Below are 22,239 nucleotides of genomic sequence, written 5' to 3'. Positions count from 1 at the left end.
TAATTATCTACTTAAAATTTTAATTAAATAACAAAAATGAAAAATAGAATTCTGATCGTTTTACTAACTGTATTTTTATCATTTACTGGCTTCAGTCAAACATCAAATGAATATTCCATATCCTTCGATAAGGCTGAACAACATGAGGCACAAATAACTGCTGTGTTTTCCAATCTTGAAAATAAAATGTTGCAATTGCGAATGAGTAGAACATCACCAGGTAGGTATGCAGTGCATGAATTTGCAAAAAATGTTTACAATGTTAAAGCGGTAGATAGTAAAGGTACTGCCTTATCAGTTACACGTTCCGATCCACATCAATGGAACATTGTTAGTCATGATGGAACCGTAAAAGTAACCTACACACTATTTGGAAATAGGGGAGATGGCACGTACAGTCAGATTGACGAAACGCATGCTCATTTGAACATTCCCGCTACATTTATGTATGCTCTCGATTATGAACATAGACCTATTAAGGTGAAATTTGATGTTCGTAAAGATTTAAAATGGAAAGTGGCTACACAGTTAAAAGGCTTGGATAATAATACTTTTTATGCTCCAAACTTAGATTACTTTATGGATAGTCCCACCGAAATTAGCAACCATTCTGTTAGAAGTTTTATGGTACAAAATGGGTCAAAAGAATTAAAAATAAATTTTGCATTACACCATAACGGAACAGAGGCAGAACTTGACACTTATTTTGAAAAAGTAAAAAAAGTAGTTTTAGAGCAACAAAAAGTCTTTGGAGAATTACCTGATTATGATTTTGGAGAATACACTTTTTTAGCATGTTATATTCCAAATGCCTCTGGTGATGGTATGGAACATAGAAATTCTACAATTGTAACCAGTACAAGAAGTTTGGCTGCAGGCGGAATGGAAAGAAATATTGGTACCGTATCTCACGAATTTTTTCATTGCTGGAATGTAGAACGGATTAGACCACAAACCTTAGAACCGTTTGATTATACAGATGCTAATATGTCTGGTGAGCTTTGGTTTGCAGAAGGATTTACAAGTTATTACACCAATTTAATATTATGTAGAGCGGGATTAATGACGGAGAAAAAATATGTTGAAGGTTTATCTGGTGGAATTAATTATGTATGGAATTCGCCTGCACGGAAATATTTTAATCCCATTGAAATGAGTTATCAAGCTCCTTTCGTAGATGCAGCCACATCTGTAGATCCTGTAAATAGAGAAAATACTTTTATTAGCTATTATACGTATGGAAGTGTGTTGGGCTTAGCTCTTGATTTATCTTTGAGAGATTTAGATGCTGACAAAAATCTAGATGATTTTATGAAACTATTATGGAAAACACATGGCAGCAATGAAATACCATATACGGTTAGAGATTTACAAAATGTACTGACTAATTATGCAGGAGCCTCATTTGCCACAGATTTTTTCTCAAATTATATTTTCGAGAGTAAAATGCCAGCGTATAAAACGTTGTTAGCAACTGTAGGTGTAAATTTTGAACAGACTATGACGAATCAATTAGATTTAGGAGTGAGAATAAGAAATTTTAAAGTTGCTTCAAATCCTACAGAAGGTAGTGCTGCCTACAACGCTGGTTTGGCAATTGATGACGAATTTATTTCAATGGATGGAATGGTTATAGATTCGGAAACAAAAGATGCAACATATTTTGGGCAGTTTCAACCTAATCAAACTGTAAAATTAATTTATAAACGTTTAGGTAAGCAAAAAGAAACTACGTTTACTTTTAATTCCAATAAAGATTATAGTACCAATTTGCAAGAAAAAGTAAGTAATAAGGTACAAGAGAATAGAAAAAAATGGTTGGGTACTAAAAATAATAAATAATTATTGAATAGAAAATTAGAGGTGTTTTTTTACTACAATTAGTTTTAATTTGAAACTAGTTTTAGTCCTACAATTGAAATTATTAATGTTGAAATAAAAAATAATCGCCAGAAGGTAGCCGGTTCTTTAAAAATTATAATGCCTAACAGTACAGTTCCAACGGCACCAATACCTGTCCAAACGGCATAGGCAGTTCCTATAGGTAGTTCTTGAGTTGCTTTTAGTAGTAAAAACATACTTACTGATAAACAAACTAAAAAACCAATATACCAATACGTTACTTCTGTACCTGTGGCTTCTTTTGCTTTTCCGAGACATGCGGCAAAAGCAACTTCAAATAGGCCGGCAATGATTAATATAATCCAATTCATTTTTAATTTGTTACGTATCTAATGTAATTATTTCAAGTTGTTTTAATATATAAGCAATAGCGGCTCTCCATTTCTAACCTTTTAATGATAGGGTAAAGTTAACTAAAGTAAGCTTACTTTTCTATAATTGATTTCAGCTATTGCTTATACATATTATTTTCTGATGAGCTTTATTATTTACTGTTCAGCAGATTATTAATTATTTTATTCCATTTCTCTATTGATTGTAACTCTTCACTCAATTGATAGCTAACTTCAGCATTATAAAACTCTAACATAATATCAGGTTTATTTTTTTCAACTGAAGTAAGTTTTAAGTCAAGTTTGTCAATATCCTTATCGGAATGAGCACCTGAACTACCCACTTTAACGATTTCACATTTTTTAATCGAAGAGAGGTTAATAAAATAGGATTGCTCATCGTCCTCAGTTTTTAGTATAAAAGAAACGGAGTTTTTAGTCGCGTCTATGCCAATGGCGTAGTATTTGAAAATATCATGTTCCGTTATTTCAGAGCTATGTGCTGCCGCAAGGTCTTTAAGTGATATTAATAATTGTTTTACTTTTTTCTTTTTACTTCTATTTGTTATTACAAAAGGCATTGCACATATTGCAACACTTACACTTCCTATAATGGTTGTTCCTAAATCCATTGTATGTTTTTTTAAATTTTGATATAATAATTTTTGTATGAAGTGATAAATCACAACATATCAATACGTTAAATACAACTACGCAAGAGGTAGTTTAAACGAAAAAAAATTACCAAAAATTATGGAAAGGAAATATGAGATCAGTCTTTCTAGATCTGATCAGTTGTGTTTTTAAGTGACTTTTATACTGTTTAAATTTTGCATTAAGCAGTATTTCATTTGAACGGAAAATTGCCCAAAAAACTTCATTACCCAATTTGAAAATAGGCGATGTAAATTCTGTGAATTCAGAAAATAAATTATCGAATTGTTGCGTATGCGGGTAAAGAACATTAGAAACGGTAGATGAAAATTCCTTTTGCTCACTATTTTGTTCAACCGTTTGTGTGACTGAAGATAAAGATGTTTTTGCAGGAACATAAATACCAAAACAGTACACTGAAATAAGTAGAACTACGCTAAGTATTTGATTCCACCTTTTCATTTAAACTATTTGAACTTTAGAAAGTATGTTATTAATTGCAATCATTGTAAACACAGTTAGACAAATAAAAATTTGATGTCTTATACTCATTATTCTTTTTATCTTAAATAAGAGGGTACAAATTTAGTTCTTTTACCAAATAAAATATAAAAATTATGTTAAATTGTGTTGACTGTAATCCCATAAATATTTGGAGCTGATTTTTTAAAGTAGGCATAATGATGAACGCTGCAATAACTGTTAGGTTCTTAGTGTAATTCATATACAATTTAAAATAACTACATTTTAACTAGACATGAGTTAAGGATATTTGCGTTTTCAAGTTTGAAAATAGGTAAGAAGTCATATTCTTTTTATTCATTTGCTTTTAATACTCTTAAGATATTACCTCCAAGTATTTTATCAATATCTTTTTCGCTATACCCTCTTTCTATTAATGCTTTTGTAATTAATGGATATGTTGTAACGTCATTTAATTGTTTAGGAGGTAAAACAATTCCATCAAAATCAGAACCGATACCGACATAATCAACACCAACTAATTTTATGATGTATTCAATATGATCAATAACTAAATGAAACGGAGCTTTTAATTCTTCAGTTTCTAGACGATATTTAGAATACATTGATTCTTCCGCTAAATAAGGGTTTATACCTAATTGCTTCAAAGAATCTATTTCAGTTTTATGTTTTATGAGAAATTTTTCTTCCTTTTTTGCAACGGTAGCATCTATAAAGCCAGAATTGAAATTAATCTGAATAACACCACCATTTTTAGCAATGGCCTTTATTTGATCGTCATTTAAGTTTCTAGGATGAGGACAGATATTATAAACAGAACTATGCGAGGCTATAATAGGTTTTGTAGTAGTAGCAATTACATCCCAAAAGGTTTGCTCTCCAACATGTGAAATATCAACCATGATACCTAATGTGTTCATTTTATTGACAATTTGTTTTCCAAATTTAGTCAATCCTTTTTCACCTTCCGAATTAAGTGTACCCTCTTTTTTTGTTTCATCAGAGGCACTTGTTGCCCAAGGTGTAGAGTTGTTCCAAGTAAGGGTTATATAGCGTACACCACGATTGAAAAGTGTATCTAACTTATCTATATCATTTTCAAATTGATGACCACCTTCTAAACCAATGAGTGCTGCTATTTTATGCTGCTGCACAACTTTTAATAGTTCTTCGGTATTGGCAACCTTAACTATTTTAGTCGGATTTCTTTTAATTACGGCATCTAAACTGTCTATTTGTGCATTGGCATATTTATATGGGTTTAATTGATTGCCATCACTCCACACGGAGAAAAATTGAACATCTAAACCACCTTGTTTCATTCTGTTCAAATCACTATGTGTTTTTCCTGTTAGGTCATCATCAATTAGAAAACTTTTTTCCATGGTATGAAGCAGAATGTCATTGTGCGTATCAACAAAAATGGCTTGGTTATGAATTTCTGCCAGTGATTTGGGTTCCGTTTTGTTTTCAGGGGATTTTTTACAAGAGGCAAAAACAAAAAATAAAACTATTAAATATCTCATATGTATAATTTCAAGATTGTGGTTAACATTACGGTAATTGGTTAGGCCTAGAATTGTTACCTTATTATTCTTAGAAGTTAATAATATAAACTGGATAGAAGGTTAATCTCAACGTACTTTTAACTTGAAAGGGTTTTAGAGGTCGCAAATAAGTAATTTTCTTAATATAAATCTTACTTTTTGGGGATTAAAAAACATTATAAACCAGTTACAATTATAAGAAATCCAAACATGATTATAATCATTCTTGCGAATTCCATTTTCATAAATTAAGTTTAAATTTCATAATTTTCGTTGGTTATGACAAATGTTGCACAAACCTATTGTATAAAAACATTGCATTTATAATCATTATAGCAATTACATAAATTTTAATTCAAACTCGGATTCTCAGGAGCATTTGCCCATAGTTTGTACTCGCCACCAAATTTCATCAATTGATCTTTCCAGAAAGATTGGTCAGAAATTCCAAATATATTTTGATATTGGTTTTCTATAACGATCCATGAAGTAGTTTCTAATTCGTCTTGTAATTGATCTTTACTCCATCCTGAATACCCCAGAAAAAAGCGGATATCCTCTTTATCAAGCTCGTCTTTTTCTAATAATTCTTGTACAACTTCAAAATCACCTCCCCAAAAAATACCATCTGTTATTTCAATACTATCAGGAATTAAATGTGGTACGCGATGCACAAAATATAAATTTTCTTCAGAAACGGGGCCACCTTTATAAATGGTTAGATCAGAATCTATTTCTGGTAATAAATCGCCTAATACATACTGTGAAGGCTTATTAATTATAAAACCAATTGAACCTTGATCGTTGTGTTCAGATAATAATATTACAGATCTATTAAATGAGGTATCGTTTAAAATTGAGGGTTCCGCAATAAGCAATTTGCCTTTTGTTAATTCTGTTTGTCCCATAAGTTATTTAATTACCCACTAATATAGTAATTATTATTAGATTTAAATTGGTGTGAGTTGCCAATATTAATGGATGACAAAAAATAAGGAAGATATTTTTTTGAAAAAAAAGTTACTTTAGGTGATTGTGTAATCTATAGCAATATAGATTACCGAAAGTCAAGGTAGAAAAAAATATGAAGAAATTGATATAAAAAAAAAGCTCTCATTGAAAAATGAGAGCCTTTACGTTTTTGTGTGAACTAAAATTAGTTTACAGAACTTTTTAATTCAGCACCTGGCTTAAATTTCACTACATTTTTAGCAGCAATTTTTATAGTTTTTCCAGTTTGAGGATTTCTTCCATCTCTAGCAGCTCTTTTAGAAACTGACCAAGAACCAAAACCTACTAAAGAAACTCTTCCGCCTTTCTTTAAAGTTTGTTCTACATTACCCATAACTGAATCTAATGCTTTTTTTGCAGCTGCTTTTGAAATTCCTGCGTCTGCAGCCATAGATTCTACTAATTCTGATTTGTTCATAATTTTTAAATTTAAAATTGATTAATAATTAATTGCTTGTTTAAGCTGAACAAATATAGATTTTATAAGGGTTAACGCAAGTTTTACCTATGAAAAAGTCTTATTTTGTTAATAAAACGGGGTCAATTGTTAATAACCACGAGTTTTTAACTCGTCTTTTTAACGCAAGGTCACTGATAATAGGCATTCATGTTAATTTTTTGTTAATCTAGCTTAACCTACACAATATTATTGAACACGTGCATTTTGGTCAAATTTATACCCATTGAGTAAGTCGCTAACTTTCATTTTACGTTTACCTGGTAATTGTAACTCTTCAATAATTAGGTATCCATTATTTAAGGCAACCTTCAATTCTGATTTACCAACAACTAATTTTCCTATAGCATGGAGGTGCTGTTCTTTTTCCTTTTTTACATTAAAAATCTTCATTTCAAAAGTTTCCTCATTATTAGTAAGAACTGTCCAAGCACCAGGATAAGGATTTAAGCCTCTAATCTTATTATAGACCTCATCCAATGATAAGTTCCAATCTATTTGACAAGTGTCTTTAAAAATCTTTGGGGCGTCTTTTAATTCATCCTCATCAAATTGATGTTGTGGTGTGGTTTTAACTTTACCTTCTTCAATCAGTTTTACAGTTTTTACTACAAGTCCACTACCCAATTCCATTAACTTATCGTGCAAAGTTCCAGCGGTATCATTTTTATCAATTGAAATCTCGTCCTTTAATAGTATAGCACCCGTATCAATTTTATCATCAATAAAAAAAGTAGTTACACCCGTTGTTGTTTCACCATTAATTATTGCCCAATTAATAGGTGCAGCTCCTCTATAGTTTGGTAATAAAGATGCATGCAAGTTAAAAGTGCCTATTTCTGGCATTTGCCATACTACCTTAGGTAACATTCTAAAAGCTACTACAATTTGTAAATTGGCATTAAGTTCTTTTAGTTCTGACAGAAAGAACTCATTTTTTAAATTGGTGGGTTGTAAAATGGGGAGGTCTTGCTCTAATGCATATTTTTTTACGGCAGATTGATTTAATTTTCTGCCTCTACCAGACGGTCTGTCAGGTGCGGTAATTACACCTACTACATTATAATCGTTTTCTATTAAGGCTTTTAATACACCCACAGCAAAATCGGGTGTGCCCATAAATACTATTCTAACATCAGTCATTTTGGTACTAGTTCTAATTTATTTTGCGAATTTATAGTTATTTTATCAGTATCCAATAGGTTTTGTAGGCTCTTTATTAGGGTAGAAGAGGGGACATTTAAAAGGATAGCAATTTCTTTACTAGACAACTGTTTCTTTACCCTTAATAGCTCTAAAATTTGATTTGATAAATTGGTGTTGGTTGTTGCTCTAAAATTGTTCGCTAAGCAAACATCGCATATACCACAGTTTACCTCTAATTTTTCATCAAAATAATTGAGTAGCAATTTACTTCTACAAATAGTATCATTTTCAGCGTAATCAATAATGGCATTAATCTTTTCTAATTTTATATTATTATATTGATTAATGTCTTTAGAAATGGCATTAATAGTTCTGTTATCTTCTCTTGGAACTAAAAACTGTAATTCACTTGTATTTTTATTGTTTTTATAATTGAGCAAACCATCTTTCTCTAGTTTTATTAACATGCCTTTAATTGTAGAGACTTGTGTCTCCAATTTTTTGGATAAAACAGATTCATTTATTTTTATAAAATTATCAAAAATACCGCCGTGCGTTCTCAAAATTATTTTAACAAGATTATTGTTGGTTCGCTCCGCATAATCTAAAACACGGTTTGGAGGCATTATAAATTTTAACATAGATTGTTTGTTAAAACCTTCGTTAAATAAAAGTACTTGTTCTCGTTCTAATAATTTTAAAGCGTTGTATGTTTTTAATATATTCGTTTTGTAAGTATGGCAAAATGTAGCAAGGTCAAATTCAAATTGATGTTCTGGTCTTTCTCCAAATGCAATGTAAAAATATTGATTTAAATGATTGTAAATATCTTTTGCAAATTCAGGTGTAACCACACCTTTTTGATACTGATTTTTTAGGTTATTGATAGTGTGATCATTCGCAAAAAGAATGGAGCTGGCGTCATTACCATCTCTACCTGCTCTACCAGCTTCTTGCATGTAGTTTTCTAAACTAAAAGGTAAATCGACATGGATAATTAATGCAACATTATCTTTGTCTATACCCATTCCAAAAGCATTGGTAGCTACCATTATTGGTGTTTTTTCTTCCATCCAATTATCAAAAGAACGTTGCTTTTCTTCATTCGATAATCCCGCATGATAATACGAGCTTTTAAAATTGTTTTTGTTTAAATGATTGCTAAAATCTTGTACGCGTCGTCGGCTATTTACATAAATTATGGTGGTGCTGTTAGTCTTTTTAAGTAACTTTTTTATCTCAAAATAAACATCTTCATGTCTAGATATTTTTAGAGCTAATTTTTTTCGAACCAATGATTGTTTAAAAACAGTAGCATCTTCTATTTCTAAATTTTTCATTAAATCGTCTAAAACTCGACGCGTCGCTGTGGCGGTTAAAGCAAGTATTGGAGCATCAATACCTAATTCTTTAATTGCAGGTATTTTTAAATAGGCAGGTCTAAAATCATGTCCCCACTCTGAGATACAATGAGCCTCATCAACAGCAATTAGGTTAATATCTAATTGTTTTAGTTTTTCTTGAATAAAATCAGATTGTAACTTTTCTGGTGAAACATATAAGAATTTATAATTACCAAATTGTAAATTATCAAATGCTTGTATAGCCTGTTCTTGATTTAGATTAGAAGTGATAGCAATAGCTTTTATGCCTTTTTCTTTTAGATTGCTTACTTGGTCATTCATTAATGCAATTAGAGGCGATACAACTAAGCAAACTCCTTTTTTTAATAATGCAGGTATTTGATAACAGATAGATTTACCACCACCGGTTGGCAAAATGGCAACTACATTTTTACCCTCTAAAATGGTGTTAATAATTTGTTCTTGCGAAGCTCTAAAGTTGGGATAGCCCCAGTAGGTATTCAGCAGCGTTCTTGCAGTTTCCATTAGTTAGGTTTCACATTGTCTAGAATAAAATCAACTCTTAAATCTATATCGCCTACAGGTACTTCTATGATGTTATATCCTAATTCGGTATAGGCATGTTTTAAATGTTGGTACAAATCGGTGGCCATTTCAAAACTTTCGTAACGTTCATCATCAGTGGTGTAAATTTCTTTCCATGGTGGTAATAAAAACACACTATCATATTTGTATTTTTTACTTTTTTGAATATATATATGAGGAAATTGAGTCTCCGTATGATTCATATAGGCGTGAATGTCTGGAATACCTCTATCGAAAAAGATAATATCAGCATCTAATTTTAAAGCATCTAAATATTGATTTTCTCTTCCTTCTAACAGTAGTTTACTAAACAATAAAGGATCATTTAAAAACAAATATTCAATACCGTTAGTCCTTGCTTCCAAAGTGATTTGTCTCGATATTTCAGGGATACAGATAAGATTTCTACGCTCTAATTCGTTTATTAAAGTAGTTTTACCTGTTCCAGGGCCTCCTGTGATTACAATTTTTTTTGGAGAAGTTTTTAGATTGCTTGTCATATAACAAAGAAACTAAATTTTATCTGTATTTTTGTCAGTGATTGATCATTTTATATAATGACAACTCGTTATGGTACATTAATTGCCATATATCTTACAAAAAAAAGTGATGAGCGAACAAATTGAATTTTATAAAAAATTAAAGCATAGATTAGAGGAAACTACTGAGTTTCCTACAAAATATTTGTATAAATTTATTATCCCTGCAGACGATAGTAAGATGTTAGAAATAGAAGTAATATTTGATCATACAGGAGCTGTAATTGAGAAGAAAACTTCGAAAACGGGTAAATATGTCAGTTTATCCATTTTAGTTCAAATGGCTAATGCAGATGCAATTATAGAAAAATATAAAGAAGTGGCCAAAGTAGAAGGCGTTATATCTTTGTGATATTTTTAACAGGATTATATATAAATATAAAATATTTTTGGGCGTTCTAAACAATCAGAATTTACAACATTAAACTTTTTATGAATTTAAAGAACCTATTGATTTGTCTTTTCTTTGTAAACTCTTTTTACATTGGGGCACAAAGCAAAAAAGATATACTTTTTACTGTAGCAAATGAACCTGTTTATAAGGACGAATTTACGCGAGTTTTTAATAAAAACAGAGATATTGTTGCCGAAGAAAATAAAAAATCTATCGAAGAATATTTAGATTTATATGTGAACTATAAGCTGAAACTAAAACAAGCTTATGACCTTAAGTACGATACGGTAGCGTCATTTAAAAAGGAGTTAAATTCTTATCGAGAGCAATTAATTATTCCATACTTAACGGATAGTAAAATTACAGAAGCTTTAGTACAAGAGGCATTTGAAAGAAGTCAGTTAGAAATTAATGCCAGTCATATATTGGTAGGAGTTCCTAAAAAGGCATCACCTGCGGATACTTTAAAAGCATATAAGAAAATAATTGAAGTGAGATTAAAAGTTGTAAATGGGCAACCCTTTGAGGACATTGCGAAAGAATATTCTGAAGATCCTTCAGCACAGCAAAATGGAGGTAATTTAGGGTATTTCACTGTTTTTGATATGGTTTATGACTTTGAAAATGCTGCATATAATACTGTGGTAGATAAGGTTTCAATGCCGTTTAGAACCCAATTTGGTTATCATATTGTAAGAGTCAATGATAAAAGAGCATCACAAGGCGAGGTAGAAGTAGCTCATATTATGATAAAGGAAAATCCGACAGATTCATTATATGCCAAAACTAAAATTGAAGAGGTATATGCTAAGGTAAAGCAAGGAAGTCCATTCCATTTTTTAGCGAATTTACATTCCGACGATAAAACATCAGCTTTAAATGGAGGTGCATTGCCAAAATTTAGTGCCAATAGAATGATCAAGTCATTTTCTGATGTGGCATTTTCTTTAAAGGAAGTTAATGATGTTTCCCAACCTTTTAAAACGGTTTATGGATGGCATATTGTAAAATTAATAAAGAAACATCCTATTACAGATTTAGAAAGTAGAAGAACGGAGTTGGTTCAGAAAATTGAAAAGAACGAGCGTTCTCAAAGAGCAGGAAAGTCAGTCGTAAAAAAACTAATGAATTCTTATACGATAAATAAGGATGAAGAATTGCAACAACTGTTCTTGAAAAACAATACGCTTGAGCTCAATAAAATGTTAGATAAAGAACTTTTTACAATTAATGGGGAAGCAACGAAAGTATCTGAATTGGTGGCTTATAGTAATGGGAAAAACACAAATCAAAAAGAGATTTACAATAGCTTTATAGAATTAAAAGTATTGGATTATTTTAAGGCCAATTTAGAAAAAACAGAAGTAGACTTTGCGTTTACGATGCAAGAGTATAAAGATGGCTTATTACTTTTTGAGCTTTTGCAAGACAAAGTATGGAAAAAAGCAGAAAAAGATACGGTTGCGTTGCAACAGTATTTTAATGAACATTCAGATAAATATGTTTTAAAGAAAAGAGGAGATGTTATTTTAGCATCATGTACGGTTAAAGAAAAGGCTGATGAAGTTCAAAGCATGCTTGCTTCTGGTAAAAGTCTTGATGAGATAAAAGCAGTAGTAAATGAAGACCCTATTATACATGTTATTTTTACAAAAGGAATTTTAGAAGAAAATCACAAAAAATTCCCTAAGAAATTTTCTTTAGATTCTATAGGAGTTTCTGATGTTTATGAAGAAAATACGAATAACTTTGTGGTCGTTAAAACGATAAAAATATTACCATCAGAACCGATGCAATTTAAAAAGGCTCGTGGATTGGTAATTAATGATTTTCAAGAACAGCTAGAAAAAGATTGGATTGTAGAATTAAAAAAACAATATCCAGTAAAAGTTAATAAAAAGCTTTTAAAAAAAATGATGAAGCAAAATCAAAATTAATTTGAATTATAGAATCATATATATAATTGTAGTTTTAGCCATTTTTTCGTGTAAACGATCTGAAAATGAAGGAAATCCTGTAGCTAAAGTATATGAAAATGTTTTATATGAAAAAGATATTAATGAAATACTGCCTGATAATATTTCACAAGAAGATAGTTTAATTTTTGTGAAAAATTATATAAATAAGTGGGCTAGAGAACAATTGTTGGTTCAAAAAGCTAAAATTAATCTTCACGAAGAGAAAGAGCACATTAACACATTGGTAAATCAATATCACCAGGATTTATTGATCAATAAATATAAAGAAGCAGTAGTAAAACAAGAATTAGATACGCTAGTTACTGAAGAGGATATCGAAAAATTTTATGGAGATAATACAGAGATTTTTAAATTGAATGAAGCTCTTATAAAGTTTAGGTATATCTTTTTTGATGAAAAGATTAATAATGCAAAGGAGTTTATTTCATTATTTAAAGATGATAAACACGATTCTGATATTAAAATAATGAACCAAGAATTACAATTAAAATCTCATAATTTAAATGATTCTATTTGGATAAAATATGACGATGTTTTAAAGAATGCGTCATTCCTTAAAAGTTATGATAAAAATGATTTTTTGAAGAAAAATAAATTTATTCATAAAGAAGATTCAACAGGGGTTTACCTAGTTAAAATTAAAGATGTATTATTGCGGAATGATACGGCTCCAATGAGTTATGCCATACCTACCATAAAACAAATGATATTGCACAAGCGTAAGCTTGAGTTATTAAAGAAAATTGAAGAAACATTAACGGAAGATGCCATTAAAAATAAAGAATTTCAAATATATTAATATGTTAAAAAAGTTTATAGTACTTATATTATTAGGATTTACATTTACCACGCAAGCACAGGATTCTACTCAAACTCAAAAAAGAGTAAAATTAGATGGTGTTGCTACTGTTGTTGGAAAAAACATTGTATTAGAATCTGAAATTGCTGCTTATAAATTAGAATTTGAACAGCAAAGTGAAGGTAAGGTAGATATATCTGACTGTGAAATGCTAGAGCAAATTATGGAAAGAAAATTGTTGTCTCACCATGCAGTAATTGATAGTGTTGTTGTTACAGAAGCGGAAATAAACCAAAATGTAGAACAAAAAATTGCTTATTTCTTACAACAATTAGGCTCTGAAGAAAAAGTCTATAATTATTATGGATTTAATGATATGGCTGATCTTAGAAAAGAATTTAATGAAGTTGAAAAAGAAGCTTTGATGGTTCAGAAAATGCAACGTCAATTGACAGAAGAAGTTGATGTTACTCCAGAAGAAGTTCGGAATTACTATAAAAGTTTAGAAGACGAAAATAATTTGCCTGAAATTGGTGCAGAAATTGAGTTACAACAAATTGTAATGTATGCAGAACCATCTAAAGAGGAAGTTGAAAGAGTAATTGATAAACTTAAGGAAATTAAAAAGGATGTTGAAAATGGTAGTAACTTTAAAATGAAAGCTATTTTGTATTCAGAAGATCCTGGTGTAACTGAAAATAGTGGTTTGTATACAATTACAAGAGAAAGTCAATTTGTAACTGAATTTAAAGAAGCTGCGTTTAGTTTAGATGAAGGTGAAATGTCTGAGCCTTTTAAATCTGATTTTGGATATCATATTTTACAAGTGGAAAAGGTAAAGGGGAAACAACGCGATGCCAGACACTTATTAATGCAACCAGAAGTTACGAATGAGCAGAAAGAAAAAGTAAAAGATTCTTTAGAAAATATTAGAACAGAAATCTTAAAACTAAAGATTTCGTACGATGATGCGGTTGTAAAATATTCTGAAGAAAAAGAAACAAAAGCGAACAAAGGGTTGTTAATGAATCCTGAAACGAATGACTCTAAGTTTGATTTAACAAGAATGGATCCTACACTGTATGCCCGTGTTAGCACCTTAAAAAAAGGAGACGTAACCGATGTGTTTTTAGATAGAACTAGAGAAGGAAAAGAAATGTTTAAAATAATCTTAATGAAATCTAAAACCGATGCACATACGGCTGATTTAGTTAAGGATTATGTTAAAATACAAGGGTTAGCTTTACAAAAGAAAAAAGAAGAAACCATTGCTAAATGGACTAAAGATAAAATAGGAGATACTTATATTAAAATAAATAAGGACTATAGCAATTGTGATTTTAAAAACAATTGGAAAAAAGAAAGTCCTCAATAGTCAGTAAATTCATAATGCATTAGTAGTATAAATTAAACCATTAAATAGTTGTCAATGTCTGACGTAGCAGCAGTCGAAAATTTAGTAATTAAGTATAAAGAACTTCAACAAGAGGTTGGTAAAATTATTATTGGCCAACACGATGCAATAGATCATGTATTGCTTTCCGTTTTATGTGGAGGTCACTCTTTACTAATTGGAGTTCCAGGCTTAGCTAAAACTTTATTGGTAAACACTATTTCACAAACTTTAGGCTTAGATTTTAAGCGGATTCAATTTACGCCAGATTTAATGCCTTCTGATATTATTGGTAGTGAGATATTAGATGAAAATAGACATTTTAAATTTATAAAAGGACCGATTTTTTCTAATATCGTCTTAGCTGATGAAATTAATAGAACTCCACCTAAGACACAAGCCGCTTTATTAGAGGCAATGCAAGAAAAGTCAGTTACGGTAGCGGGTCATCAATATAAGTTAGATGCTCCATTTTTTGTATTGGCAACGCAAAACCCAATAGAACAAGAAGGGACCTATCCATTGCCTGAAGCACAATTGGATAGGTTTATGTTTTCTATATTTTTAGATTATCCTACCTATCAAGAAGAGGTTGATATTGTAAAAAGCACTACAAACGATGAGGTTAAAGTTATTAACCCTATTTTTTCGGCTCAAGAAATTTTGAATTTACAACATTTAATAAGACGTATTCCTGTTGCTGACAATGTAATAGAATATGCGGTAAGTTTGGTTTCTAAAACACGACCTAATTCTACAAAAGCAGCACAAATTGTAAATGATTATATTGATTGGGGAGCTGGCCCAAGAGCTTCACAAAACTTAATAATTGCAGCAAAAGGGTATGCAGCCATTCATGGTAAATTCTCACCTGATATTGAAGATGTTCAAGCGGTTGCAGAAGCTATTTTACGCCATAGAATCGTGAAAAATTATAAGGCAGAAGCAGAAGGTATTACAGAAGAGCAAATTATAAAGGAGCTGTTTTAATTACTTTTTTAATTTACTAGAGCAAATACTATAATTAATAGTGAGATTTCTAAAGTTATATAAACGGTTAACGGCTATTCAGATATTAATTACTTGTGAAATTGTGTAGCTGCAATTCCTATATTCCGTTAAAAAAATATAATTTCTTCTTTTCGAAACTTAATAAACCCTGTAAAACAGCTACTTGAAAAATTATATATGAGACAAAATTTATTTAAAATTGTAATCATTTTTTTAATGGGTACAATGTTTTGTTCTGCACAATTGTCTAACCTTGCTAAAATAGATTATACAAGACTACCTATAGGTAATTCAGATGTTGGTTACGATCGCTTTAGAGGTTTGTTCAATTATCCTATAAAACTAAATGAGGATAGTTTTTTATTGGTAGGGTTGGACTACAGTAAAATAGAATTGTCTTTTGATAAACGAGTTACTAATTTTGATATCGATGCAATTGATGACTTCCAATTGCTAGATATAAACATTGGTTATACCTACAAGATGAATGATAATTGGCGTATTGGAGCTCGGTTATCAACAGGTTATAGCTCGAATTTGGTAAAGAAACTAACCTTTGAAGATGCAGTATTCTCAGGTGATTTAGTTTTTATTAATGACAAAAGAAAGGATAGTACTGTGTCTAAACCTTATCGGTTGATTCTCGGTGTATCCTATTCAGAAAATAGGGGAATTCCCTTTCCACTTCCATTTATTAGTTATTATCGAAAATTTCATCCCAAGTGGTCTTATAATTTAGGGGTCCCTAAATCGAACTTACAATACCATTTTTCTGAAAAATCTAGATTTAAAATGGTTGCTGAATTGGACGGGTTTACAGCCAATATTCAAGATGGACTTTTAGTGAATGATGAAGATATTGCAAATAAGGCAAACATGTCTATTATCATTGCTGGTTTTAGATATGAATACAAACTCACAAAACATCTGGAACTCTATGCAAACCTTGCCAATATCATTAGTAGTAGTGCCAAATTAAAAGACAAAAAACATAATACGGTAACTACGGTCAATAAGAATAACTTTTACTATTTCAAAACTGGAATACGTTTTAAAATTTAAAAGGATACTAAAGAACTGGTAATTGATAAGAAATAAAATTTTAAAAAAAGAAACGCGAGAAATAAGAGTTGCATTTACTCGACATTCCAATAATCGAAATGTTACTTTTTACATTGTTTTCTATATCTTAATGTTGCTGGTGCTAATCCAAAAGTGTCTTCAATTAGGGAGATGCTATTTAGTTCTAACAACCCAACTTTAATTAGTGCTTGATGATGTATGCTATGCTCTAAACAGTAAGCTAATTCTCTTAAAAGAGAAGTCTGTATTTTTATTTTTTTTCCTTCTTTCGCACAAAAATCGCCTTCAAGAATGAGTAACTTATCAGCGTTAATAGTTTTTAAACCATCATTTATACTGTCAATTATTTGAATAGCATAATGCGTGTCTGTTTCAATTAAAACATTTCTCTTACGGCTGTCGTAATTAATTGTATTCGTTTTTACACCTGATAAAAGGCTTTGGTAAAACTCTAAAATATGTCTCACATGTTGCCCAATAGTGGCTCCAAATAAAGTGCAGGAAGGAACGTTATATTGCTCATTTGTTAATTGATGCAATACCTTTTTTATTTCGTTTAGATTTTCTTGACAAAAGATTTTCATACTTCAATTTATAGAAAGTTTCAAATTGGTTTTGAGTCCAGTTTTTTAAAGAAAGAATGCTTTTAAAATACGCTGAATCGATACTTAAGTTCATAGAAAAATACCAGTGAAAATAGTATTCACTGGTATATACAAGAAAGGTTGCAATGCCTCCTTTCTAAAAACTCAAAATCAAAAACTAAAAATTTGCTTCAACAGTTACTTCTACGGTTTTAGCAATATTTGTTGAAGGTTTTCCTTTTTTGAAAGCCACTTCATAATCTGCCAACGTTAGATTGAATTTAGAAGTAAGATTAATTTTACCTCCCTCTATCTTAAAAGTTACTTTCTCATTTATGGGTTTAGTAACACCATTTATGGTTAAATCACCTTCCACATTTGCAGTATAAGAGCCATCAGTGTTAAATTTAACATTGTCAAGATTAACAAGTTTTGCTTTTAATTTTGCTTTAGGATTTGCTTTTGTATTTAAAAATTTTTTACTGTTAAAATGCTCTTGCATCAGTGCTTTTTCAAATTCAAAACTTTGCATAGGTACTGAAAATACAAGATCTCCTGTACTCGTATCTAATGTACTTATAGCTTTGTAATTGTTAGCTTCAATATCCTCTGCTGGTGTTGTAGAGAAAAATTTTAGATGCGTCTTTGAACTTACTTGTTTTTGAGCAAATGAACTTACTGTAATTGCTACTAATGCTACGATTGTTAAGAATGATTTTTTCATTTATTTTAAAATTTAATGATTATAGTTATACTTTTTATTTACTTGTCTATTTAGAAATAATATCACATTTTTCTAGGATTACGTTTTCATACATATCTAAATCAGCATCAAATGCGGCTCCAGATCGAATCACACCTTTTACGGTTATTTTATCACCAGTTTTAATATTTAATGTATGCTCGTTGGTGTCTTTTGTAAAAGTGCAGCTTACACCGGCTTTATCCGTTGCAGATTTTAATAGGATTACTTTTTGATTATTGAAGTCTTCAGAGATTTTAGCAACAAGACCTTCTATTTCTAAAACTTTAGAATTGCCTTCTTCGTCTAAATATTTATTGTTTGCATTATTGGAATCCGTAAGGTATTCATTTACGATTTCACTTGCCTGATAACTGAAATCTGTTTTGGTGTTTTGTACATCTCTTTGGGGCTTAAAAAACATCATGGCTCCAATAATGCCAATGATTATAATAACGATACCGAGACCTAGAACTATTTTTTTTGTGATACTCATTTTATTATCTATTTTTTGGTTTACAAAAGAATAGACTCAGAGTTTTTATTTCCTGACAAAAAAATATTAAAAATTATTATTTTTTTAGTTTTTCAAGAATTTTAGACTTGCTATCATCGGAAAGTTTCGTCTTATTATGTGGAGCGTTATGGTTAAATAATTTACCAATAGCATTGTCTAAAAATTTTGAACGATGTGCATATGCATCACATGTTTTACACATAGACTTGTGCAGTTGTAATTGTGCTTTTTCTGTTAAAGTTAATTTAGAAATAGCTTCTTTATCTATTAGCTCAGTAGTCTTTTTACATGAGTTAATTAATTTATTCATTATTTTTTGTAGTATTTTTTTCATTTTATTACTTCTTTTCAGACCCAATTTGTTTCTAAACATTCTTTTAGTAAAAGTTTAGCTCTATGCACAATCTGCCAATAATTCGACACAGTAATGCCTAAATCCTGACAAATTTCTTTCGCCTTTTTATCTGTTAAATACTTTGAAGTGATAGCGGTTTTCCATTTTTCTGGTAAATTATCAATACAAGCAGCCATAACACCATTAAATTCTGGGTTGTCTAATAATTCCTCTTCTTGATCCCAAATAGGGGCTATTTCTCTAGTTTTCCAGCCATTAGTTTCATTAAATAAATTATCAGATAATTGAAACCCTGCCTTTTCGGAGAGCTTAAATTCGTGCTTTTTAATTTTCGCGTTTTTACGATAATAATCAATGATTTTATTATTCAGAATAGAAAATAACCAAGTTTTTGGTTGGCTTTGTCTTTTAAAACTATCTATGTTGTGAAAAGCAGACACAAAGGTGTCTTGAACTAAATCTTCTGCTGTTTCTTTAGAGGAAGTCTTGTATAATGCCCATGAGTAAAGAGCATCACTAAACTCATTGACCCAGTTCTCAAATACAACTGATGTATCACCTTTATTATCTTCCATGAAAATTTAAGTCCGTAATTATAATAAATCAAATATACTATTTTAAAACCTTTCAAAAATTTGTATTATAAACCTATATATCTGAAATAATGCGGGAATACATTAATGCAAATTGATGACTGAAAATAAACTAAATTATGTTTATTAATTATAATTAGTTATTTTTAAAAGATTCAATGCTATTCATTATTAAATGAAACTGTTGGAATATGAATTGATACAGCAACTATTACGTAAAATGGAATGCTTTATAAACCAAAGATAAAAGTCAAAATAAACTTTCTATAATAGATTTATAGAAGGCCATTTAAAATTTAAATCGATACATAATATGAAAGCAATATTTAATAATAGTATAATAGCTGAGAGTAATAACACTATAGAATTAGAAGGCAACCACTATTTTCCATTAGAGAGTTTAAATATTCAATATTTTAAAGAAAGTTCACATGAAAGTACATGTCCTTGGAAAGGTCTAGCATCCTATTACGACATAGAGGTTAATGGTAAAGTATCAAAGGATGCTGGTTGGTATTACAAAACTCCTTCGGAAGCTGCAAAACAAATAAAAAATCACGTTGCTTTTTGGAAAGATGTAGTTGTCACAATTTAATGGATTGGAAAATATTTAACCCTAATTAACCGGTAATGTATACGATTTTTACAAAGGTTATGCCTTTGTATTCTTAAAAAAAAATGCGTTTACCAACGGAATTTAAATAGGATATAGCAGCTGACCAATTAAATTAAGGATAACTTTTGGGGTAGACCGCCAGTGTTTACCAACCATATCCAAATTTCACTAAAGCAGATGGTGCTTTAGGTGAGTATAACGGAAAATTTATGGTGAATTTGCAAGTATTTCGAGGAGCCTGCATAGTAACACCAAAAAAACCACAGTAGAAAGACAAATAGAAACTTTTTTCATTCTGTTTTACAATGGGTGTTTTCTGGTATAAGGCTCGTCTAACGTTAAGCTATTTCAACTTTAAAATAGCACAATATAAAATTAAAATATGAAACAAAAATTTGATAGTATTATTATAGGCTCGGGTCAAGCGGGTACACCATTGCTTTTTTCATTAGCATCAAAAGGTAAGAAAGTAGCATTTATAGAAAAAACACAAGTTGGAGGTACCTGTCTAAATGTGGGTTGTACCCCAACTAAAACCTATGTGGCCAGTGCCCGGAGAATGTGGGATATTAAACATAGTAATGATGTTGGTGTAGATTTTGAAGGCTCTTTTAAAGCCAATATGAATGCCATAAAAGATAGAAAAGATGCCTTAATCGCAAAGTCAGTGCAAGGTATACATAGTGCCATTGAAAATAATAAACATATTCATTTCTTTCAAGGGGAAGCTCATTTTATCTCCGATAATGAAGTAAGTGTAAATGATGAAATTTTAACAGCTGATGAAATTTTTATTAATATCGGTGGAAGAGCATTTGTCCCTGATGAATATAAAGACATTCCGCACTTAACCAATGTCTCTGTTTTAAACTTAAAAGAGCTTCCAAAGCACCTTATTATTGTTGGTGGAAGTTATATAGGATTGGAATTTGGACAGATATTTAAGCGTTTTGGAAGTAAAGTAACTATTATAGAACGCGGTGAGCGTATAATAAGTAGAGAAGATATCGCTATTAGCGATGAAATTCTAAAGTTTTTAAAAGCTGATGGTATTGAATTTGTTTTTAATGCAAAAAAGATAACACCTTCATATAATGGTAATCAAGTTTCTTTAAAAATAAATGATGATATTGAAGTTTCAGGATCTCATTTGTTGTTAGCCATAGGTAGAAAACCTAATACTGACATTGTAAAGATAGAAAACACAACTATTTCCGTAAATGAAAGGGGGTTTGTAAATGTAAACGACTATTGCGAAACCAATGTAAAAGGCATTTTTGCATTAGGAGATTGTAACGGAAAAGGAGCTTTTACACATACGGCATATAATGACTATCAAATCGTTGAAAATTATTTATTTGCTGATAAAAGAAGAAAAATTTCTGATAGAATTTCTACATATGGATTATTTGTAGATCCACCTTTAGGTCGTTGTGGAATGACAAAAGCAGAAGCATTATCTAAAGGAATAAATGTATTGGAAGGCAAACGCGAAATGTCTAGAATTGCTAGGGCCAAAGAAAAAGCGGAAACCTATGGTTTTATGAGTATTTTGGTAGACGCAGATACTGATCAAATTATTGGTGCTTGTGTTTTAGGAACAGGCGGAGACGAAGTTGTTACCAGTATTTTAAACGTGATGTATGCTAAAAAAACCTATACATTAATAAGAGATTCTGTGGTATTGCATCCTACCATTTCAGAACTAATACCAACCACTTTAGAAAAACTAAAAGCTATAGATGAATAATACATTTGCAAAAGACGGAGGTGATCTACAAGTACTGCTTAAAAAGTTAAATAAGCGTTTTAATTTTTCTAATGATGAATTGATATGGACAGAATTATCAAAAAAATATAGTTTAGTTGAATTAGATCATCTTGCTGAACAAAGTGGTTTTAGAATTAATAAGCACTTTTTAGATAGTAAACATTATTTTATTGATTCATTATTGATTAAATCATAACTTTTAAAAAATCACATAAGTTAAGTCATTGAAAATTGGCGATCATAGACCTTAATTATAAAAAAAGAAGTTCTTATATACAACTGGCTTAAAACGATTATAGACTCAATACAAACAAATATACATTTACTACTTGACAGTTGATAAGCATTAACTAATTTCACCTTCTATTAAAACAATAATCAC

The 22,239-nt window shown here is 30.4% G+C and carries 24 protein-coding genes and 1 pseudogene; 11 read left to right on the top strand and 14 right to left on the bottom strand.

What is annotated here, in order from left to right; translation table 11 throughout:
• Window positions 1-36: 36 nt before the first annotated feature.
• Window positions 37-1,842 carry a M61 family metallopeptidase gene (locus JBL43_RS13405; protein ID WP_198841924.1) on the top strand — a complete coding sequence of 602 codons (1,806 nt, stop codon included), beginning with the start codon at window positions 37-39 and terminating at the stop codon, window positions 1,840-1,842.
• 44 nt (window positions 1,843-1,886) lie between these two features.
• Here the strand turns inward: JBL43_RS13405 and JBL43_RS13400 are convergent, their stop codons facing one another.
• The 9 genes from JBL43_RS13400 to JBL43_RS13360 form a co-directional block, all read right to left on the bottom strand.
• Window positions 1,887-2,213, bottom strand: a complete 327-nt coding sequence (locus JBL43_RS13400; protein ID WP_198841923.1) for a DMT family transporter — start codon at window positions 2,211-2,213, stop codon at window positions 1,887-1,889.
• Between the two features lie 173 nt (window positions 2,214-2,386).
• The gene (locus tag JBL43_RS13395) at window positions 2,387-2,866 is read right to left on the bottom strand and encodes a hypothetical protein (RefSeq protein WP_198841922.1); all 480 of its coding nucleotides are present in this window, start codon (window positions 2,864-2,866) and stop codon (window positions 2,387-2,389) included.
• A gap of 109 nt (window positions 2,867-2,975) precedes the next feature.
• On the bottom strand, window positions 2,976-3,350 hold the full coding sequence (locus tag JBL43_RS13390) for a hypothetical protein (protein ID WP_198841921.1): 375 nt from the start codon (window positions 3,348-3,350) through the stop codon (window positions 2,976-2,978).
• 353 nt (window positions 3,351-3,703) lie between these two features.
• Window positions 3,704-4,897 (bottom strand): dipeptidase, encoded by a 1,194-nt coding sequence (locus JBL43_RS13385; protein ID WP_198841920.1) that lies wholly within the window; start codon window positions 4,895-4,897, stop codon window positions 3,704-3,706.
• Window positions 4,898-5,268: 371 nt separating this feature from the next.
• Entirely contained in the window at window positions 5,269-5,826 is a 558-nt protein-coding gene (locus tag JBL43_RS13380; protein WP_198841919.1) for a YqgE/AlgH family protein, read from the bottom strand.
• Between the two features lie 248 nt (window positions 5,827-6,074).
• On the bottom strand, window positions 6,075-6,347 hold the full coding sequence (locus JBL43_RS13375) for an HU family DNA-binding protein (protein ID WP_117884092.1): 273 nt from the start codon (window positions 6,345-6,347) through the stop codon (window positions 6,075-6,077).
• 228 nt (window positions 6,348-6,575) lie between these two features.
• The gene (gene fmt, locus JBL43_RS13370; protein ID WP_198841918.1) at window positions 6,576-7,529 is read right to left on the bottom strand and encodes a methionyl-tRNA formyltransferase; all 954 of its coding nucleotides are present in this window, start codon (window positions 7,527-7,529) and stop codon (window positions 6,576-6,578) included.
• Window positions 7,526-9,421, bottom strand: a complete 1,896-nt coding sequence (locus tag JBL43_RS13365; protein ID WP_198841917.1) for a RecQ family ATP-dependent DNA helicase — start codon at window positions 9,419-9,421, stop codon at window positions 7,526-7,528. Before JBL43_RS13365 ends, fmt begins: the two co-directional genes overlap by 4 nt.
• The gene (locus tag JBL43_RS13360; RefSeq protein ID WP_198841916.1) at window positions 9,421-9,981 is read right to left on the bottom strand and encodes an AAA family ATPase; all 561 of its coding nucleotides are present in this window, start codon (window positions 9,979-9,981) and stop codon (window positions 9,421-9,423) included. Before JBL43_RS13360 ends, JBL43_RS13365 begins: the two co-directional genes overlap by 1 nt.
• Before the next feature lie 109 nt (window positions 9,982-10,090).
• Between JBL43_RS13360 and JBL43_RS13355 the strand changes: the two genes are divergently transcribed.
• The 6 genes from JBL43_RS13355 to JBL43_RS13330 all read left to right on the top strand — a co-directional run bounded on the left by JBL43_RS13355 (window position 10,091) and on the right by JBL43_RS13330 (window position 16,658).
• The gene (locus JBL43_RS13355) at window positions 10,091-10,372 is read left to right on the top strand and encodes a DUF493 family protein (protein WP_198841915.1); all 282 of its coding nucleotides are present in this window, start codon (window positions 10,091-10,093) and stop codon (window positions 10,370-10,372) included.
• 80 nt (window positions 10,373-10,452) lie between these two features.
• Window positions 10,453-12,351, top strand: coding sequence for a peptidylprolyl isomerase (locus tag JBL43_RS13350; RefSeq protein ID WP_198841914.1), 1,899 nt, complete (start codon window positions 10,453-10,455; stop codon window positions 12,349-12,351).
• A 1-nt stretch (window position 12,352) separates the two neighbouring features.
• Entirely contained in the window at window positions 12,353-13,192 is an 840-nt protein-coding gene (locus JBL43_RS13345) for a peptidyl-prolyl cis-trans isomerase (RefSeq protein ID WP_198841913.1), read from the top strand.
• Between the two features lies 1 nt (window position 13,193).
• A complete protein-coding gene (locus JBL43_RS13340) occupies window positions 13,194-14,567 on the top strand; it encodes a peptidylprolyl isomerase (protein WP_233098777.1) in 1,374 nt (457 codons plus the stop codon).
• 54 nt (window positions 14,568-14,621) lie between these two features.
• A complete protein-coding gene (locus JBL43_RS13335; RefSeq protein WP_138949215.1) occupies window positions 14,622-15,575 on the top strand; it encodes an AAA family ATPase in 954 nt (317 codons plus the stop codon).
• Between the two features lie 198 nt (window positions 15,576-15,773).
• On the top strand, window positions 15,774-16,658 hold the full coding sequence (locus JBL43_RS13330) for a DUF6268 family outer membrane beta-barrel protein (RefSeq protein ID WP_198841911.1): 885 nt from the start codon (window positions 15,774-15,776) through the stop codon (window positions 16,656-16,658).
• Window positions 16,659-16,759: 101 nt separating this feature from the next.
• On the opposite strand, the gene JBL43_RS13325 is transcribed toward JBL43_RS13330, so the two are convergent.
• The 5 genes from JBL43_RS13325 to JBL43_RS13305 all read right to left on the bottom strand — a co-directional run bounded on the left by JBL43_RS13325 (window position 16,760) and on the right by JBL43_RS13305 (window position 19,452).
• Window positions 16,760-17,263: a DinB family protein gene (locus JBL43_RS13325; protein ID WP_198841910.1), complete on the bottom strand. Its 504-nt coding sequence runs from the start codon at window positions 17,261-17,263 to the stop codon at window positions 16,760-16,762.
• A 178-nt stretch (window positions 17,264-17,441) separates the two neighbouring features.
• Entirely contained in the window at window positions 17,442-17,987 is a 546-nt protein-coding gene (locus JBL43_RS13320; protein WP_198841909.1) for a YceI family protein, read from the bottom strand.
• Between the two features lie 46 nt (window positions 17,988-18,033).
• Window positions 18,034-18,501: an OB-fold protein gene (locus JBL43_RS13315; protein WP_198841908.1), complete on the bottom strand. Its 468-nt coding sequence runs from the start codon at window positions 18,499-18,501 to the stop codon at window positions 18,034-18,036.
• Between the two features lie 76 nt (window positions 18,502-18,577).
• Window positions 18,578-18,856: a hypothetical protein gene (locus tag JBL43_RS13310; RefSeq protein ID WP_198841907.1), complete on the bottom strand. Its 279-nt coding sequence runs from the start codon at window positions 18,854-18,856 to the stop codon at window positions 18,578-18,580.
• Window positions 18,857-18,870: 14 nt separating this feature from the next.
• Complete coding sequence (locus JBL43_RS13305) at window positions 18,871-19,452, bottom strand: sigma-70 family RNA polymerase sigma factor (protein ID WP_198841906.1); 582 nt, start codon at window positions 19,450-19,452, stop codon at window positions 18,871-18,873.
• A gap of 331 nt (window positions 19,453-19,783) precedes the next feature.
• Between JBL43_RS13305 and JBL43_RS13300 the strand changes: the two genes are divergently transcribed.
• The 4 genes and pseudogenes from JBL43_RS13300 to JBL43_RS13290 all read left to right on the top strand — a co-directional run bounded on the left by JBL43_RS13300 (window position 19,784) and on the right by JBL43_RS13290 (window position 22,053).
• Entirely contained in the window at window positions 19,784-20,065 is a 282-nt protein-coding gene (locus tag JBL43_RS13300; RefSeq protein WP_198841905.1) for a DUF427 domain-containing protein, read from the top strand.
• A 155-nt stretch (window positions 20,066-20,220) separates the two neighbouring features.
• Window positions 20,221-20,422 (top strand): annotated as a pseudogene (locus JBL43_RS20480) (ergothioneine biosynthesis protein EgtB); the annotation flags it as partial.
• A gap of 46 nt (window positions 20,423-20,468) precedes the next feature.
• The gene (locus JBL43_RS13295; protein WP_198841904.1) at window positions 20,469-21,836 is read left to right on the top strand and encodes a mercuric reductase; all 1,368 of its coding nucleotides are present in this window, start codon (window positions 20,469-20,471) and stop codon (window positions 21,834-21,836) included.
• Window positions 21,829-22,053, top strand: coding sequence for an L-histidine N(alpha)-methyltransferase (locus tag JBL43_RS13290; protein WP_198841903.1), 225 nt, complete (start codon window positions 21,829-21,831; stop codon window positions 22,051-22,053). The genes JBL43_RS13295 and JBL43_RS13290 overlap by 8 nt, the downstream gene beginning before the upstream one ends.
• Window positions 22,054-22,239 lie beyond the last annotated feature (186 nt).

It is taken from the genome of Aureibaculum flavum, assembly GCF_016406085.1.
GTDB classification, from domain to species: Bacteria; Bacteroidota; Bacteroidia; order Flavobacteriales; family Flavobacteriaceae; genus Aureibaculum; species Aureibaculum flavum.
The sequence above is the reverse complement of the archived record's forward strand: the minus strand, read 5'-3'. Positions and strand labels throughout refer to the sequence as shown.

Coding starts and splice junctions, on each gene's coding strand:
- JBL43_RS13405 (WP_198841924.1), top strand. CDS start 37: ATGAAAAATAGAATTCTGATCGTTTTACTAACTGTATTTTTATCATTT.
- JBL43_RS13400 (WP_198841923.1), bottom strand. CDS start 2,213: ATGAATTGGATTATATTAATCATTGCCGGCCTATTTGAAGTTGCTTTT.
- JBL43_RS13395 (WP_198841922.1), bottom strand. CDS start 2,866: ATGGATTTAGGAACAACCATTATAGGAAGTGTAAGTGTTGCAATATGT.
- JBL43_RS13390 (WP_198841921.1), bottom strand. CDS start 3,350: ATGAAAAGGTGGAATCAAATACTTAGCGTAGTTCTACTTATTTCAGTG.
- JBL43_RS13385 (WP_198841920.1), bottom strand. CDS start 4,897: ATGAGATATTTAATAGTTTTATTTTTTGTTTTTGCCTCTTGTAAAAAA.
- JBL43_RS13380 (WP_198841919.1), bottom strand. CDS start 5,826: ATGGGACAAACAGAATTAACAAAAGGCAAATTGCTTATTGCGGAACCC.
- JBL43_RS13375 (WP_117884092.1), bottom strand. CDS start 6,347: ATGAACAAATCAGAATTAGTAGAATCTATGGCTGCAGACGCAGGAATT.
- fmt (WP_198841918.1), bottom strand. CDS start 7,529: ATGACTGATGTTAGAATAGTATTTATGGGCACACCCGATTTTGCTGTG.
- JBL43_RS13365 (WP_198841917.1), bottom strand. CDS start 9,421: ATGGAAACTGCAAGAACGCTGCTGAATACCTACTGGGGCTATCCCAAC.
- JBL43_RS13360 (WP_198841916.1), bottom strand. CDS start 9,981: ATGACAAGCAATCTAAAAACTTCTCCAAAAAAAATTGTAATCACAGGA.
- JBL43_RS13355 (WP_198841915.1), top strand. CDS start 10,091: ATGAGCGAACAAATTGAATTTTATAAAAAATTAAAGCATAGATTAGAG.
- JBL43_RS13350 (WP_198841914.1), top strand. CDS start 10,453: ATGAATTTAAAGAACCTATTGATTTGTCTTTTCTTTGTAAACTCTTTT.
- JBL43_RS13340 (WP_233098777.1), top strand. CDS start 13,194: ATGTTAAAAAAGTTTATAGTACTTATATTATTAGGATTTACATTTACC.
- JBL43_RS13335 (WP_138949215.1), top strand. CDS start 14,622: ATGTCTGACGTAGCAGCAGTCGAAAATTTAGTAATTAAGTATAAAGAA.
- JBL43_RS13330 (WP_198841911.1), top strand. CDS start 15,774: ATGAGACAAAATTTATTTAAAATTGTAATCATTTTTTTAATGGGTACA.
- JBL43_RS13325 (WP_198841910.1), bottom strand. CDS start 17,263: ATGAAAATCTTTTGTCAAGAAAATCTAAACGAAATAAAAAAGGTATTG.
- JBL43_RS13320 (WP_198841909.1), bottom strand. CDS start 17,987: ATGAAAAAATCATTCTTAACAATCGTAGCATTAGTAGCAATTACAGTA.
- JBL43_RS13315 (WP_198841908.1), bottom strand. CDS start 18,501: ATGAGTATCACAAAAAAAATAGTTCTAGGTCTCGGTATCGTTATTATA.
- JBL43_RS13310 (WP_198841907.1), bottom strand. CDS start 18,856: ATGAAAAAAATACTACAAAAAATAATGAATAAATTAATTAACTCATGT.
- JBL43_RS13305 (WP_198841906.1), bottom strand. CDS start 19,452: ATGGAAGATAATAAAGGTGATACATCAGTTGTATTTGAGAACTGGGTC.
- JBL43_RS13300 (WP_198841905.1), top strand. CDS start 19,784: ATGAAAGCAATATTTAATAATAGTATAATAGCTGAGAGTAATAACACT.
- JBL43_RS13295 (WP_198841904.1), top strand. CDS start 20,469: ATGAAACAAAAATTTGATAGTATTATTATAGGCTCGGGTCAAGCGGGT.
- JBL43_RS13290 (WP_198841903.1), top strand. CDS start 21,829: ATGAATAATACATTTGCAAAAGACGGAGGTGATCTACAAGTACTGCTT.